The organism is Pseudomonas sp. MWU13-2517 (genome assembly GCF_023242545.1).
Taxonomy (GTDB): domain Bacteria; phylum Pseudomonadota; class Gammaproteobacteria; order Pseudomonadales; family Pseudomonadaceae; genus Aquipseudomonas.
In genome coordinates, this window is sequence record NZ_JALMFA010000004.1 from 48,134 (window position 1) to 62,689 (window position 14,556).

At 60.6% G+C, this 14,556-nt stretch carries 12 protein-coding genes and 1 pseudogene; 8 read left to right on the forward strand and 5 right to left on the reverse strand.

All coding sequences use genetic code 11. From position 1 onward, the window contains the following. Positions 1 to 279: 279 nt before the first annotated feature. The 4 genes from M5B97_RS07120 to M5B97_RS07135 all read right to left on the reverse strand — a co-directional run bounded on the left by M5B97_RS07120 (position 280) and on the right by M5B97_RS07135 (position 5,723). Positions 280 to 3,126 carry a valine--tRNA ligase gene (locus tag M5B97_RS07120; RefSeq protein ID WP_248731122.1) on the reverse strand — a complete coding sequence of 949 codons (2,847 nt, stop codon included), beginning with the start codon at positions 3,124 to 3,126 and terminating at the stop codon, positions 280 to 282. A gap of 123 nt (positions 3,127 to 3,249) precedes the next feature. Beyond that, on the reverse strand, positions 3,250 to 3,636 hold the full coding sequence (locus M5B97_RS07125) for a DNA polymerase III subunit chi (protein ID WP_134658456.1): 387 nt from the start codon (positions 3,634 to 3,636) through the stop codon (positions 3,250 to 3,252). A 7-nt stretch (positions 3,637 to 3,643) separates the two neighbouring features. Then, positions 3,644 to 4,072 carry a DNA polymerase III subunit chi gene (locus M5B97_RS07130; protein WP_134658454.1) on the reverse strand — a complete coding sequence of 143 codons (429 nt, stop codon included), beginning with the start codon at positions 4,070 to 4,072 and terminating at the stop codon, positions 3,644 to 3,646. A 160-nt stretch (positions 4,073 to 4,232) separates the two neighbouring features. Next, positions 4,233 to 5,723: a leucyl aminopeptidase gene (locus M5B97_RS07135; protein ID WP_123714723.1), complete on the reverse strand. Its 1,491-nt coding sequence runs from the start codon at positions 5,721 to 5,723 to the stop codon at positions 4,233 to 4,235. A 283-nt stretch (positions 5,724 to 6,006) separates the two neighbouring features. Between M5B97_RS07135 and lptF the strand changes: the two genes are divergently transcribed. The 8 genes from lptF (at position 6,007) to pdxJ (ending at position 14,417) form a co-directional block, all read left to right on the forward strand. Continuing rightward, positions 6,007 to 7,125: an LPS export ABC transporter permease LptF gene (gene lptF, locus M5B97_RS07140; protein ID WP_123714724.1), complete on the forward strand. Its 1,119-nt coding sequence runs from the start codon at positions 6,007 to 6,009 to the stop codon at positions 7,123 to 7,125. After that, the gene (gene lptG / locus M5B97_RS07145; RefSeq protein ID WP_134658450.1) at positions 7,118 to 8,197 is read left to right on the forward strand and encodes an LPS export ABC transporter permease LptG; all 1,080 of its coding nucleotides are present in this window, start codon (positions 7,118 to 7,120) and stop codon (positions 8,195 to 8,197) included. The genes lptF and lptG overlap by 8 nt, the downstream gene beginning before the upstream one ends. A 152-nt stretch (positions 8,198 to 8,349) precedes the next feature. After that, positions 8,350 to 10,149: a translation elongation factor 4 gene (gene lepA, locus M5B97_RS07150; RefSeq protein ID WP_123714726.1), complete on the forward strand. Its 1,800-nt coding sequence runs from the start codon at positions 8,350 to 8,352 to the stop codon at positions 10,147 to 10,149. Positions 10,150 to 10,154: 5 nt separating this feature from the next. Continuing rightward, a complete protein-coding gene (lepB, locus tag M5B97_RS07155; protein ID WP_123714727.1) occupies positions 10,155 to 11,009 on the forward strand; it encodes a signal peptidase I in 855 nt (284 codons plus the stop codon). Between the two features lie 152 nt (positions 11,010 to 11,161). Further along, entirely contained in the window at positions 11,162 to 11,851 is a 690-nt protein-coding gene (gene rnc, locus M5B97_RS07160; protein ID WP_033902449.1) for a ribonuclease III, read from the forward strand. Further along, positions 11,844 to 12,746, forward strand: coding sequence for a GTPase Era (gene era / locus M5B97_RS07165; RefSeq protein ID WP_016978271.1), 903 nt, complete (start codon positions 11,844 to 11,846; stop codon positions 12,744 to 12,746). The genes rnc and era overlap by 8 nt, the downstream gene beginning before the upstream one ends. Before the next feature lie 192 nt (positions 12,747 to 12,938). Beyond that, complete coding sequence (recO, locus tag M5B97_RS07170) at positions 12,939 to 13,622, forward strand: DNA repair protein RecO (RefSeq protein ID WP_123714728.1); 684 nt, start codon at positions 12,939 to 12,941, stop codon at positions 13,620 to 13,622. 51 nt (positions 13,623 to 13,673) lie between these two features. Continuing rightward, positions 13,674 to 14,417 (forward strand): pyridoxine 5'-phosphate synthase, encoded by a 744-nt coding sequence (pdxJ, locus tag M5B97_RS07175; protein ID WP_123714729.1) that lies wholly within the window; start codon positions 13,674 to 13,676, stop codon positions 14,415 to 14,417. A gap of 13 nt (positions 14,418 to 14,430) precedes the next feature. On the opposite strand, the pseudogene M5B97_RS27710 reads toward pdxJ, so the two are convergent. Next, positions 14,431 to 14,553 (reverse strand): annotated as a pseudogene (locus M5B97_RS27710) (outer membrane lipoprotein carrier protein LolA); the annotation flags it as partial. Positions 14,554 to 14,556: the final 3 nt, after the last annotated feature.

Sequence of the window (14,556 nt, forward strand, 5' to 3'; positions counted from 1 at the left end):
CATTCCGAAGTTGACCTCGGTAATTGGGTTTTCAAACCTCCAAAAAAAAGAGGCCCGAAGGCCTGATATCAGTCAGCTAAGCGATAGAGCGGACAACGAGTAACCTGTGGCGAGGGAGCTTGCTCCCGTTGGACTGCGTAGCAGGCCCAGTCTTTTCAAGCCCAAAGCTGGGGCCGCTTCGCGACCCAGCGGGAGCAAGCTCCCTCGCCACAGTGACTATGCTCCTCTTTAACTGACTGGCATCAGGCCCGAAGGCCTCTTTCTTACACACGGTCCACCTTACAGGCTGGAGATCCGCGCGTGCTGCTCAGCCAGCTTGCCCAGGGCCTGTTCGGCCTCGGCCAGCTTGGCGCGTTCCTTCTCGATCACTTCGGCCGGCGCCTTGTCGACGAATGCCGCGTTGGACAACTTGCCGCCCACCCGCTGCACTTCGCCTTGCAGGCGTGCGATTTCCTTGTCGAGGCGGGCCAGTTCGGCGCCCTTGTCGATCAAGCCGGCCATCGGGACCAATACTTCCATGTCGCCGACCAGTGCGGTGGCGGACAGCGGTGCTTCAGAGCCGTCAGCCAAGACAGTGATGGACTCCAGCTTCGCCAGCTTCTTGAGCAGTGCATCGTTCTCGCTGAGACGACGCTGGTCTTCGGCGCTGGCGTTCTTGACGAATACGGCCAGGGGCTTGCCCGGGCCGATATTCATCTCGGCGCGGATATTGCGCGTGCCGAGCATCAGGGTCTTGAGCCATTCGATATCGCTTTCGGCCGCCTCATCAATGCGCGCTTCGTTGGCCACCGGCCAAGGCTGCAGCATGATAGTCTTGCCCTCGATACCGGCCAGCGGCGCCAGGCGCTGCCAGATTTCTTCGGTGATGAACGGCATGAACGGATGTGCCAGGCGCAGTGCCACTTCCAGCACCCGCACCAGGGTACGGCGGGTGCCGCGCTGGCGTTCGATCGGCGCGTTTTCGTCCCACAGCACGGGCTTGGACAGTTCCAGGTACCAGTCGCAGTACTGGTTCCAGATGAACTCGTACAAGGCCTGTGCGGCCAGGTCGAAACGGAACTGGTCGAGCTGACGGGTCACCTCGGCTTCGGTGCGCTGCAACTGGGAAATGATCCAGCGATCGGCCAGGCTCAGTTCGACGGCTTCACCGTTCTGGCCGCAGTCCTCGCCTTTATCCAGTACGTAGCGCGCCGCGTTCCAGATCTTGTTGCAGAAGTTGCGATAGCCTTCGACGCGGCCCATGTCGAACTTGATGTCGCGACCGGTGGACGCCAGCGAGCAGAAGGTGAAGCGCAGGGCGTCGGTACCGTAGCTGGCGATACCGTCGGCGAACTCGTCGCGTGTCTGCTTTTCAATCTTTTTCGCCAGTTTCGGCTGCATCAGGCCCGAGGTGCGTTTCTGTACCAGGGTTTCCAGGTCGATGCCGTCGATGATGTCCAGCGGGTCCAGTACGTTGCCCTTGGACTTGGACATCTTCTGGCCCTGGCCATCACGTACCAGCCCGTGTACGTACACGGTCTTGAACGGTACCTGCGGCGTGCCGTCTTCGTTCTTCACCAGGTGCATGGTCAGCATGATCATCCGGGCAACCCAGAAGAAAATGATGTCGAAGCCGGTGACCAGTACGTCGGTGGAGTGGAATTTCTTCAGGAACTCGGTCTGCTGCGGCCAGCCCAGGGTGGAGAACGTCCACAGGCCCGAACTGAACCAGGTGTCCAACACGTCGTTGTCCTGTTGCAGCGCGATGTCTGCGCCCAGGTTGTGCTTGGCGCGCACCTCGGCTTCGTCGCGGCCTACATAGACCTTGCCCGACTCGTCGTACCAGGCCGGAATGCGGTGGCCCCACCACAGTTGACGGCTGATGCACCAGTCCTGGATGTCGCGCATCCACGAGAAGTACATGTTTTCGTACTGCTTGGGCACGAACTGGATGCGGCCATCTTCCACGGCGGCGATGGCAGGTTCTGCCAGCGGTTTGGTGGAGACGTACCATTGGTCGGTCAACCACGGCTCGATCACGGTGCCCGAGCGGTCGCCCTTCGGCACTTTCAGGCCGTGGTCGTCAACGCTGACCAACAGGCCGGCGGCATCGAAGGCGGCAACGATCTGCTTACGCGCTTCGAAACGGTCGAGGCCGACGTATTCAGCCGGGATCTTGCCGTCAATGCTGTCGTTCAGCGTGCCGTCGAGGTTGAACACCTGGCAGGCCGGCAATACGGCGGCGTTCTTGTCGAAGATGTTCAGCAGCGGCAGATTGTGGCGCTTGCCGACTTCGTAGTCGTTGAAGTCGTGGGCCGGGGTGATCTTCACGCAGCCGGTGCCGAATTCAGGGTCGCAGTAATCGTCCGCGATGATCGGGATGCGACGACCCACCAGCGGCAGCTCGACAAACTTGCCGATCAGCGCCTGGTAACGCTCATCGTTCGGGTTAACGGCCACGGCGGCGTCGCCGAGCATGGTTTCCGGACGGGTGGTGGCGACGATCAGGTAGTCGTTGCCTTCAGCGGTCTTGGCGCCGTCGGCCAACGGGTACTTGAGGTTCCACAGGAAGCCTTTCTCGTCGTGGTTTTCCACTTCAAGGTCGGAAATCGCCGTGTGCAACTTGGTGTCCCAGTTGACCAGGCGCTTGCCGCGGTAGATCAGGCCGTCTTCGTGCAGGCGTACGAAGGCTTCCTTCACGGCTTCCGACAGGCCGTCGTCCATGGTGAAGCGCTCGCGGCTCCAGTCTACGGACGAGCCGAGGCGGCGGATCTGACGGCTGATATTGCCGCCGGACTGGTCTTTCCACTCCCAGATCTTTTCCAGGAATTTCTCGCGACCCAGGTCGTGACGGTTCTGGCCGGTGGCTTCGAGTTGGCGTTCCACCAGCATCTGGGTGGCAATACCGGCGTGGTCGGTGCCCGGCTGCCACAGGGTGTTGCGACCCTGCATGCGGCGGAAACGGATCAACGCGTCCATGATCGCATTGTTGAAGCCATGGCCCATGTGCAGGCTGCCAGTGACGTTCGGTGGCGGAATCATGATGGTGTAGGAATCGCCCGCGCCTTGCGGGGCGAAATAATTCTCGGATTCCCAGGTGTTGTACCAGGAAGTTTCGATGGCGTGCGGCTGGTAGGTCTTATCCATGCGCGGCGGGACCCTAGTTGGCATTAATTCAGGAAAGCCGACAAGTATAGCGGGGGGGAGCAGCTGCAAGCTACAAGCGACAAGCTGCAAGTTGATCGCAGTGCTCTGACTTGCAGTTGGAAGCTAGTTACTTGTGGCTGCGGCGATCAGCCTCTCCATGCGCGCATCCAGCCGGCGCTTGATCTCGGTCTCGATATGGGGGGCAAAGTCGTCGATCACGTCTTGCATGATCAATTGCGCGGCGGCGCGCAGTTCGTTGTCCAGGTGCAGCAGCAGCGCGTCCGGCGCTTTTTCGGCGGGCGCTGGCTCTGCGGCGGGCGCTTCGGCAACAGGCTCCGGCGCGGCAGGTTTGCCGCCGACCATGTCGAACAACAGTGGAATCTGCACCTCGCCTTCGACCGTCTCGGTCAACAGCGGCGGTTGCAAGTCATCATCACCCAGCAACTTGCGGATCGACTCCAGGTCGTCCAGCAGGTGGTCGTCTTTTTTTAGAGGGTTGGGAGTGTCCATCATTTACTCAAAGTCGTTGTAGCCGGTGATCTTGCAGAGGATAGCCCTGTTCGCGGTAGAAACGGAAACTCTCCCGCGCGGCCTGACGAATAGCCGGATCCTCCACCACCACTTCCGCTACGCGGGCGAACGCCTTGGCAAAGGGCGGTACTTTCAAGTCCAGATTGACCAGCAGGTCATTGTGAGCGCCGCAGCTGTCGCCCAATCCCAGTACAACCAGGCCGTCGGGCTCTGACTCGGCGGGGCCGTGAGGCACGAAGCTCTCACCCTTGAAGCGCCACAGGCGGGCATCCAGCTCGGTGCGTTGGTCGGCATCGCTGCAATGCAGGTAGATGCGGTGCCCCATGCGCCAGGCTTTTTCGGTGAGTTTGCAGGCAAAGTCCAGGCGCGCGAGCGGGTCGGCGCTGGGCAATATATAGAAGTCGACTTGGGTCATTGCGGTTCCTGAGCGGCCTCAACCGGGATAAAAGCGAGCGTAGTGTGGCGAGCAAGCTTGCTTGCGCCGGGGCGCGAAGCGGCCTCCAGAAAAGCTGGGGGCTGCTGCGCAGTCCAGCGGGAGCAAGCTCCCTCGCCACGACATGCTCGCTCCTACACGGTTATGCCTTGGCGCGATCCAGCAGGTACTGGGTCAGCAAGGGTACCGGGCGGCCAGTGGCGCCCTTGTCCTTGCCGCCGCTGGTCCAGGCGGTGCCGGCGATATCCAGGTGGGCCCAGTTGAAGTTCTTGGCGAAACGCGACAGGAAGCAGGCCGCGGTGATGGTGCCGGCTTTCGGGCCGCCGATGTTGGCGATGTCGGCGAACGGGCTATCCAGCTGTTCCTGGTATTCGTCGAACAGCGGCAGTTGCCAGGCGCGGTCGTCGGCAGCCTTGCCGGCGCTGAGCAGTTGCTCGATCAACTCATCATTGTTGCCCAGCAGGCCCGAAGTGTGGGCGCCCAGGGCCACCACGCAGGCACCGGTCAGGGTGGCGATGTCGATCACGGCCTGCGGCTTGAAACGCTCGGCGTAGGTGAGGGCATCGCACAGCACCAGGCGGCCTTCGGCGTCGGTGTTGAGAATTTCGACGGTCTGGCCGCTCATGGTGGTGACGATGTCGCCCGGACGGGATGCGCCGCCGCTCGGCATGTTCTCGGCACAGGCCAGGATGCACACCAGGTTGATCGGCAGCTTGAGCTCCAGCACGGCACGCAGGGTGCCGAATACGCTGGCGGCACCGCCCATGTCGTACTTCATCTCGTCCATGCCCAGGCCTGGCTTGAGGCTGATGCCGCCGGTGTCGAAGGTGATGCCTTTGCCGACCAGGGCGTAAGGCTTCTCGGACTTCTTGCCGCCGTTGTATTGCATCACGATCAGGCGTGGCGGCTGGTCGCTGCCCTGGCCCACGGCATAGAACGAGCCCATGCCCAATTCCTTGATCTTCTTCTCGTCGAGCACTTCGACTTTCAGGCCCTTGAACTCTTTACCCAATGCCTTGGCCTGTTCGCCGAGGAATGTCGGGTGGCAGATGTTCGGCGGCAGGTTACCCAGGTCGCGGGTGAACGACATGCCATGGGCAATGGCCTGGGCGTGGGTCACGGCGCGCTCGACTTCAGCCTGGGCGGCCTTGATGGTCAGCAGGGTGATTTTCTTCAGGGCGCGGGGTTCGGCTTTCTGGCTCTTGAACTGTTCGAAGAGGTAGCCACCGTCGACCAGGGTTTCGGCGAGCAGGCGCGTCTTGCCGTAGCTGTCGCGACCTTTGACGACGATTTCATCGAGTGCCAGTGCCGCGTCGCTGCCGCCCAGGCCCTTGAGGGTGGAGAGGATGCCGCTGATGATCTTGCGGAACGGACGGTCGCCCAGTTCGGCGTCCTTGCCCACGCCTACCAGCAGGACGCGGTCGGCTTTGAGGTTGGGCAGGCTTTGCAGCAGCAGGCTCTGGCCGACTTTGCCGGCCAGGTCGCCGCGCTTGAGCACGGCGCTGATGGCGCCACCGCTCAATTCGTCCAGCTGCCTGGCGGCGACGCCGAGTTTGCGGCCTTCGCCGACAGCGACCACGAGGGTGGCGGTTTTCAACGTTTCGGGGCTAACGCTTTTTACAACCAATTCCATTTTCGGGTCCCTTATGAAGGTCTGTGAGCCTGAGGTCTGTACACAGGCTTTAAAGCCTGGCGGCTTTGTAAACCGCCAGCGGCAAAGGCCGCAGTTTGAACCTCGCCGACGGAACCTGACAACCCTTGCCAGGTGCTTTGTGCACGCGCATGAGCAAGCTCAGTGACAGGCGCGGTCAATCACAGGATAATGCGCAATCTTTTTAGCCGACCCGTGTAAACGGGTCGACTCGTAATGCTTGCTTGTTTGGCCGCCTTAGCCTGACAACCCTGGAGTGTCTGGTTTGATCGTCTTCCGTTATCTGTCCCGCGAAGTCCTGTTGACCCTGAGTGCCGTGAGTGCGGTCTTGCTGGTCATCACCATGAGTGGTCGTTTCGTCAAATTCCTGGCCCAGGCCGCTTCGGGTGCTTTGGACCCGGGTTCGTTGTTCCTGATCATGGGCTTTCGCCTGCCGGGTTTCTTGCAACTGATCCTGCCGCTTGGCCTGTTCCTCGGCATTCTGTTGGCCTACGGCCGGTTGTACCTCGAAAGTGAAATGACCGTGCTCTCGGCCACCGGCATGAGCCAGCAGCGTCTGCTGGCCATGACCATGGTGCCGGCCGCCGGCGTCGCCCTGGTGGTGGCATGGTTGAGCATGAGCCTTGCTCCCCAGGGCGCCATGCAGTTCCAGTTGCTGCTGAACAAGCAGGACGCGATGACCGAGTTCGACACCCTGGAACCCGGGCGCTTTCAGGCGCTCAACGACGGTACGCGGGTGACTTATACCGAAACCATGACCGATGACCGTTCCAATCTCGGTGGGGTGTTCATTTCCCAGAAAAACCTCGGCGAGAACCAGAAAGACCGCGGCATTTCGATTCTGGTGGCCAACAGTGGGCACCAGGAAGTACGTCCTGATGGCAGCCGCTACCTGATCCTGGAAAATGGCTATCGTTATGACGGCAGCCCTGGCCTGGCGAATTATCGTGCGATCAAGTACGACACTTATGGTGTGATGCTGGCCAAGCCTGAAATCAGTGAAGAAGTGACCGACCGCGATGCGCTGCCGACCTCGTCGCTGCTCGGCAGCCAGGAGCTGCGCTCCATCGCCGAGTTGCAATGGCGGATTTCCCTGCCGCTGCTGGTGTTCATCGTGACCTTGATGGCCGTGCCGCTGTCGCGGGTCAATCCGCGCCAGGGCCGCTTCCTCAAGCTGTTGCCGGCGATCCTGCTGTACATGGCCTACCTGACTATCCTGATTTCCGCCCGTGGTTCCCTGGAGAAGGGCAAGTTGTCGCCCGTCCTGGGCTTGTGGTGGGTGCACGGGATATTCCTGGTCATCGGCCTGGGACTGCTCTACTGGGAGCCTATCCGTTTGAAAATGAAGAGCCGTCGTGGCCTGAAGGAGTTGGCCCGTGGCTAAGCTTGATCGCTATATAGGTAGCAGCGTACTGATCGCCATCCTGGCGGTATTGGGTATCATCCTTGGCCTGGCCTCGTTGTTTGCCTTCATCGATGAAGTGGGCAACGTCACCGATACCTACACCGTCACGGACGTATTGAGCTACGTGGCACTGACCGCGCCTCGTCGTGTCTACGACATGATGCCGATGGCCGCGTTGATCGGCTGCCTCATCGGCCTGGGTGGCCTGGCCAGCAGCAGCGAACTGACCATCATGCGCGCCGCCGGTGTGTCCATCGGCCGCATCGTCTGGGCGGTGATGAAACCCATGCTCCTGCTGATGGCTTGCAGCGTGCTTGTCGGCGAATACGTGGCGCCACCGGCCGAAGCCACCGCCCAGGCCAACCGCGCCCTGGCCCAGGGCTCGGGGGATGCACAGAGCGCCAAGCACGGCCTGTGGCACCGACAGGGTGATGAGTTCATCCATATCAACGCCGTGCAGCCGGGCGGCCTGCTGATCGGTGTGACGCGCTATACGTTCGACAAAGAGCGGCACATGCTGACCTCCAGCTTTGCCAAGCGTGCGCAGTACAGTGCCGAGAAGTGGGAGTTGAGTGAGGTCACTACTACCTATTTCCGCAATGTGGGCCAAGGCACCAAGGCCAGCACCGAAGTGATCAATGTGGCCTCCGAGCCATGGGATATCGCCCTGAAGCCGGAATTGCTCAATACCGTGGTGATGATCCCGGAAGCCCTGCCAATCTCGGGTTTGTGGAGCTATATCCACTACCTCAAGGACCAGGGCCTCAATAACGGCCGCTACTGGCTGGCGTTCTGGGTCAAGGTGCTGCAACCGGTGGTCACCGCTGCGTTGGTCTTGATGGCGATTTCCTTCATCTTTGGTCCGTTGCGTTCCGTGACCCTTGGTCAGCGAGTATTCACCGGCGTGCTGGTAGGCTTCACGTTCCGTATCGCCCAGGATCTGCTTGGCCCATCGAGCCTGGTGTTCGGCTTTTCTCCGCTGTTTGCGGTGCTGGTACCGACGGCAATCTGCGCCGTGGCCGGGTTCTGGCTGCTGCGACGGGCTGGTTGATACCGCGCATATGAACAAAAAAATGCCCCGTTCGGTAGATCGGGGCATTTTTGTTCTGGTCAGCAAAGATGACGTCTGGCCTGAGCATCAGGTACAATTCCCGGCTATTTTTCAGCGGGCAATCTGCCTGCAGCCTTTTTGAGTGTTGACCCGTGAGTGATTTGAGTCATATCCGCAATTTCTCCATCATCGCCCACATTGACCATGGCAAGTCGACGCTGGCCGATCGATTCATCCAGATGTGCGGCGGCCTTGCCGAGCGTGAAATGGAAGCCCAGGTACTGGACTCCATGGACCTCGAACGCGAGCGCGGGATCACCATCAAGGCCCACAGCGTTACCTTGTACTACAAGGCCAAAGACGGCATTACCTACCAGTTGAACTTCATCGACACCCCGGGCCACGTCGACTTCACCTACGAAGTCAGCCGCTCCCTGGCGGCCTGTGAAGGTGCCTTGCTGGTGGTCGACGCCGGCCAGGGCGTTGAAGCACAGTCGGTTGCCAACTGCTACACCGCAATCGAGCAGGGCCTGGAAGTCATGCCCGTGCTGAACAAGATCGACTTGCCCCAGGCCGAGCCTGAGCGCGTCAAGGAAGAGATCGAGAAGATCATCGGCATCGACGCCACCGACGCCGTCACCTGCAGCGCCAAGACCGGCCTGGGTGTCGACGAAGTGCTCGAACGCCTGGTGCAGACCATTCCCGCCCCGACCGGCAACATCGAAGATCCGCTGCAAGCGTTGATCATCGACTCCTGGTTCGACAACTACCTGGGCGTCGTTTCCCTGGTCCGCGTTCGCCACGGTCGCGTGAGGAAGGGTGACAAGATCCTGGTCAAGTCCACCGGCAAGATCCACCTGGTGGACAGCGTCGGTGTATTCAATCCGAAACACACCGCGACCGTCGATCTGAAAGCCGGTGAAGTAGGCTTCATCATCGCCGGCATCAAGGACATCCACGGTGCGCCGGTGGGTGACACGCTGACGTTGAGCAGCACGCCGGATGTCGACGTGCTGCCGGGCTTCAAGCGCATTCAGCCACAGGTCTACGCCGGTCTGTTCCCGGTCAGCTCCGACGACTTCGAAGATTTCCGCGAAGCCCTGCAAAAGCTGACCCTCAACGACTCGTCCTTGCAGTACACCCCGGAAAGCTCCGACGCCCTGGGCTTCGGCTTCCGTTGCGGCTTCCTGGGCATGCTGCACATGGAAATCATCCAAGAGCGCCTCGAGCGCGAATACGACCTGGACCTGATCACCACTGCGCCCACCGTTATTTTTGAGCTGTTGCTGAAAACCGGTGAAACGATTTACGTCGACAACCCGTCCAAGCTCCCGGATCTGTCAGCGATCGAAGACATGCGCGAGCCTATCGTGCGGGCCAATATCCTGGTTCCGCAGGAGCATTTGGGTAACGTCATCACGTTGTGCATCGAGAAGCGTGGCGTCCAGCGCGACATGCTGTTCCTCGGTACCCAGGTGCAAGTGACCTACGATATGCCGATGAACGAAGTGGTCCTGGACTTCTTCGACCGCCTCAAATCCACCAGTCGTGGCTATGCTTCGCTGGATTACCATTTCGATCGTTACCAATCGGCTAATCTGGTGAAACTGGATGTGCTGATCAACGGCGACAAGGTAGATGCACTGGCATTGATCGTGCACAAGGATAATGCGCATTACAAAGGTCGGCAGTTGACCGAGAAGATGAAAGAACTGATTCCGCGCCAGATGTTCGACGTCGCGATCCAGGCCGCCATCGGCGGGCAGATCATTGCGCGGACCTCCGTCAAGGCTCTCAGAAAGAACGTACTGGCCAAATGCTACGGCGGTGACGTAAGCCGTAAGCGCAAGCTGCTTGAGAAGCAAAAGGCCGGTAAAAAACGCATGAAGCAAGTAGGTAACGTGGAAGTTCCACAAGAAGCCTTCCTTGCGGTGCTCAGGTTGGATAGTTAGGTCCTATGTCGCTAAATTTCCCGCTGTTGCTGGTCATCGCCGTTGCCGTTTGCGGTCTCCTGGCGTTGCTCGATCTGGTGTTCTTCGCCCCGCGTCGGCGGGCGGCCATCGCCTCCTATCAGGGTAGCGTCAGCCAGCCCGATGCGGTGGTGGTCGAAAAGTTGAACAAAGAACCTTTGCTGGTTGAATACGGCAAATCGTTCTTCCCGGTGCTGTTCATCGTGCTGGTGTTGCGCTCGTTCCTGGTGGAGCCGTTTCAGATCCCGTCGGGGTCGATGAAACCTACCCTGGATGTCGGCGACTTCATCCTGGTGAACAAGTTTTCCTACGGGATTCGCCTGCCGGTAATCGACAAGAAAGTCATCCAGGTGGGTGATCCGCAGCGCGGCGATGTCATGGTGTTCCGCTACCCAAGCGACCCGAACGTCAACTACATCAAGCGTGTAGTGGGCCTGCCGGGCGACGTGATTCGCTACACCAGCGACAAGCGCTTGTTCGTCAACGGTGAGTCGGTGGCCGAGAAACTGATCGGCACCGAGCCGAACACCTTAGGTAGCGCCGAGCTGTACCAGGAAAAGCTCGGTACGGTGGAGCACGAAATCCGCAAGGAAATGAGCCGCTACCGTGCAATGCCTGATGGCCAGTGGAAAGTGCCGGCCGGTCACTACTTCATGATGGGTGACAACCGGGACAACTCCAACGACAGCCGCTACTGGGATGACCCCAGCATTCCCAAGGACTTGCTGGGCATGGTTCCCGACGAGAACATTGTCGGCAAGGCCTTTGCGGTCTGGATGAGTTGGCCGGAACCCAAACTCAGCCACCTGCCGAACTTCTCGCGGGTCGGGCTGATCAAGTAATACAGGCGGCGCTGTTCACACAGCGCCGAATGCTTTTCTGGGGTTGGGACAATCATTGGCCCGGCCTCATGCAATACCAATCAGGATTTGAATTTGAACACTGCGTCAATCGTCGATGGCCGCCGGTGCCACCAACTAGATATGGATAAACCGTGACCGTTTCTCTAAGTCGTCTCGAGCGCCAGCTCGGCTACACCTTCAAGGACCAGGAATTGATGGTCCTTGCCCTCACACACCGCAGCTTTGCAGGGCGTAATAACGAGCGCCTGGAATTCCTCGGTGATGCCATCCTCAATTTCGTTGCCGGTGAGGCGCTGTTCGAGCGCTTCCCGCAAGCCCGTGAAGGCCAGCTGTCGCGTCTTCGCGCACGACTGGTGAAAGGCGAAACCCTGGCCGTGCTGGCCCGTGGTTTTGGCCTGGGTGAATACCTGCGCCTGGGTTCCGGTGAATTGAAAAGTGGCGGTTTCCGCCGCGAGTCGATCCTGGCCGATGCCCTTGAGGCGTTGATCGGTGCGATCTACCTCGATGCCGGCATGGAAGCGGCGAAGGAGCGCGTCACTGCCTGGCTGACCTCCGAGATCGAGAGCCTGACGCTGGTCGACACCAACAAAGACCCCAAGACCCGCTTGCAGGAGTTTCTGCAGTCGCGCGGTTGCGAACTGCCACGCTACGAAGTGGTGGATATCCAGGGTGAGCCCCATTGCCGCGTATTCTTCGTGGAATGTGAAATCACCTTACTGAACGAAAAAAGCCGAGGCCAGGGTGTGAGCCGTCGTATTGCCGAACAGGTAGCGGCCGCTGCAGCACTGATTGCCCTGGGCGTGGAGAATGGCCATGACTGATTCAACCGCAACACGCTGTGGCTATGTTGCCATCGTTGGCCGCCCGAACGTGGGCAAGTCCACGTTGCTGAACCACATCCTCGGCCAGAAGCTCGCGATCACCTCGCGCAAGCCGCAGACTACCCGCCACAACATGCTGGGCATCAAGACCGAAGGCAACGTGCAAGCGGTCTACGTCGACACCCCCGGCATGCACAAGGGCGGCGAGAAAGCCCTCAACCGCTACATGAACAAGACCGCTTCGGCAGCGTTGAAAGACGTCGACGTGGTGATCTTCGTGGTCGACCGCACCAAGTGGACCGACGAAGACCAGATGGTTCTTGAGCGTGTGCAGTATGTCACCGGTCCGTTGATCGTCGCCCTGAACAAGACCGACCGCATCGAAGACAAAGCCGAGCTGATGCCGCACCTGAGCTGGCTGCAGGAACAACTGCCGAACGCCCAGATCATCCCGATCTCGGCCCAGCACGGTCATAACCTGGATGCACTGGAGCGTGTGATCGCCGAGCACCTGCCGGAGAACGAGCACTTCTTCCCGGAAGACCAGATTACCGACCGCAGCAGCCGTTTCCTCGCCGCCGAACTGGTGCGCGAGAAAATCATGCGCCAGATGGGTGCCGAGCTGCCCTACCAGATCACCGTGGAAATCGAAGAGTTCAAGCAGCAGGGCAAGACCCTGCACATCCATGCGCTGATCCTCGTTGAACGTGATGGCCAGAAGAAAATCATCATCGGCGACAAGGGCGAGCGCATCAAACGCATCGGCACCGAAGCGCGCAAGGATATGGAGTTGCTGTTTGACTCCAAGATCATGCTCAACCTGTGGGTGAAGGTGAAGGGTGGTTGGTCCGATGATGAGCGCGCCCTGCGTTCCCTGGGCTACGGCGACCTGTAAAAGGGCGCAGTGATTGGCGGGCTTGCTGTGGCGAGGGAGCTTGCTCCCGCTGGGCCGCGAAGCGGCCCCAACAAGGTCGACGAGTCATTTCAGGTATGACTCGGTGGCTGCTATAAGGGACTGCTTCGCAGCCCAGCGGGAGCAAGCTCCCTCGCCACAGAAGCCTCTCCTTCTTCAGAGATTCCCCGTCTCATGTCCCAGCTCACCAGCCAACCCGCCTACGTCCTGCACAGCCGCGCCTACCGCGAAACCAGCGCCCTGGTGGATTTCCTCACGCCCCAAGGTCGCCTGCGCGCGGTATTGCGCGGCGCACGAGGTAAGGCGGGCACATTGGCGCGGCCATTCGTGGCCCTGGACGTGGAGTTTCGCGGCAAGGGCGAGTTGAAGAACGTCGGCCGCATGGAGAGCCTGGGCACCTCGGCCTGGCTCAACGGTGAAGCGCTGTTCAGCGGCCTCTACCTCAATGAACTGCTGATCCGCCTGCTGCCCGCCGAAGACCCACACCCGACGGTCTTCGATCACTATGCCGCGACCTTATTGGCGCTCGGCGAAGGGCGTCCCCTCGAGCCGCTGCTGCGCGCCTTCGAATGGCGTCTGCTCGACGACCTGGGCTACGGCTTTGCACTCGCCAACGACCTGCACGGAGAACCCATTGCCGCCGACGGCATGTACCGCCTGCAAGTCGACGCCGGCCTTGAGCGTGTGTACCTGCTGCAACCCGGCCTGTTCCAGGGCACCGAACTGCTGGCCATGAGCGAAGCCGACTGGAGCGCCCCCGGTGCCTTGTCCGCAGCCAAGCGCCTGATGCGCCAGGCCCTGGCCGTGCACCTGGGTGGACGGCCACTGGTCAGTCGCGAGTTGTTTCGAAAGCCCTGACAACCCCGTGTATGCTGTGCGGCGTTTCTTTCCCTTTTCAGGAGCGCTTCCGTGACCACCAGCAACCGCATTCTTCTTGGCGTCAACATCGACCACGTCGCCACTCTGCGCCAGGCCCGGGGCACCCGTTACCCTGACCCAGTCAAGGCCGCGCTGGACGCTGAAGAAGCGGGCGCCGACGGTATCACCGTGCACCTGCGCGAAGACCGCCGCCATATCCAGGAGCGTGACGTGCTGGTGCTCAAGGACGTGCTGCAAACCCGCATGAACTTCGAAATGGGCGTCACTGAAGAGATGATGCAGTTCGCCGAACGCATCCGTCCGGCGCACATCTGCCTGGTGCCGGAAACCCGCCAGGAACTGACCACCGAAGGTGGCCTCGACGTGGCCGGCCAGGAAGCACGGATCAAGGCTGCCGTGGAGCGCCTGTCGAAGATCGGCAGCGAAGTCTCACTGTTCATCGACGCCGACGAGCGCCAGATCGAAGCCTCACGGCGTGTGGGTGCACCGGCGATCGAACTGCACACCGGCCGTTATGCCGATGCCACCACGCCGACCGAAGTGGCCGACGAACTGCAACGCATCATTGACGGCGTGAGCTGCGGCCTCAAAGAAGGTCTGATCGTCAACGCCGGCCACGGTCTGCACTACCACAACGTCGAAGCGGTGGCCGCAATCAAGGGCATCAACGAGTTGAACATCGGCCACGCCCTGGTGGCCCATGCGCTGTTCGTCGGCTTCAAGGGTGCCGTGGCCGAGATGAAAGCCCTGATCCTGGGTGCCGCCAAGGCCTGACCGCCGATCAACCTGTAGGAGCGAGCTTGCTCGCGAAAGACCTAAGGACAACGCGGGGAGCCAGACTCCCCGCGTCATCGTTAACGACCTTCGCGAGCAAGCTCGCTCCTACAGGTTTCACCCGCGTTTCGGCCATGCG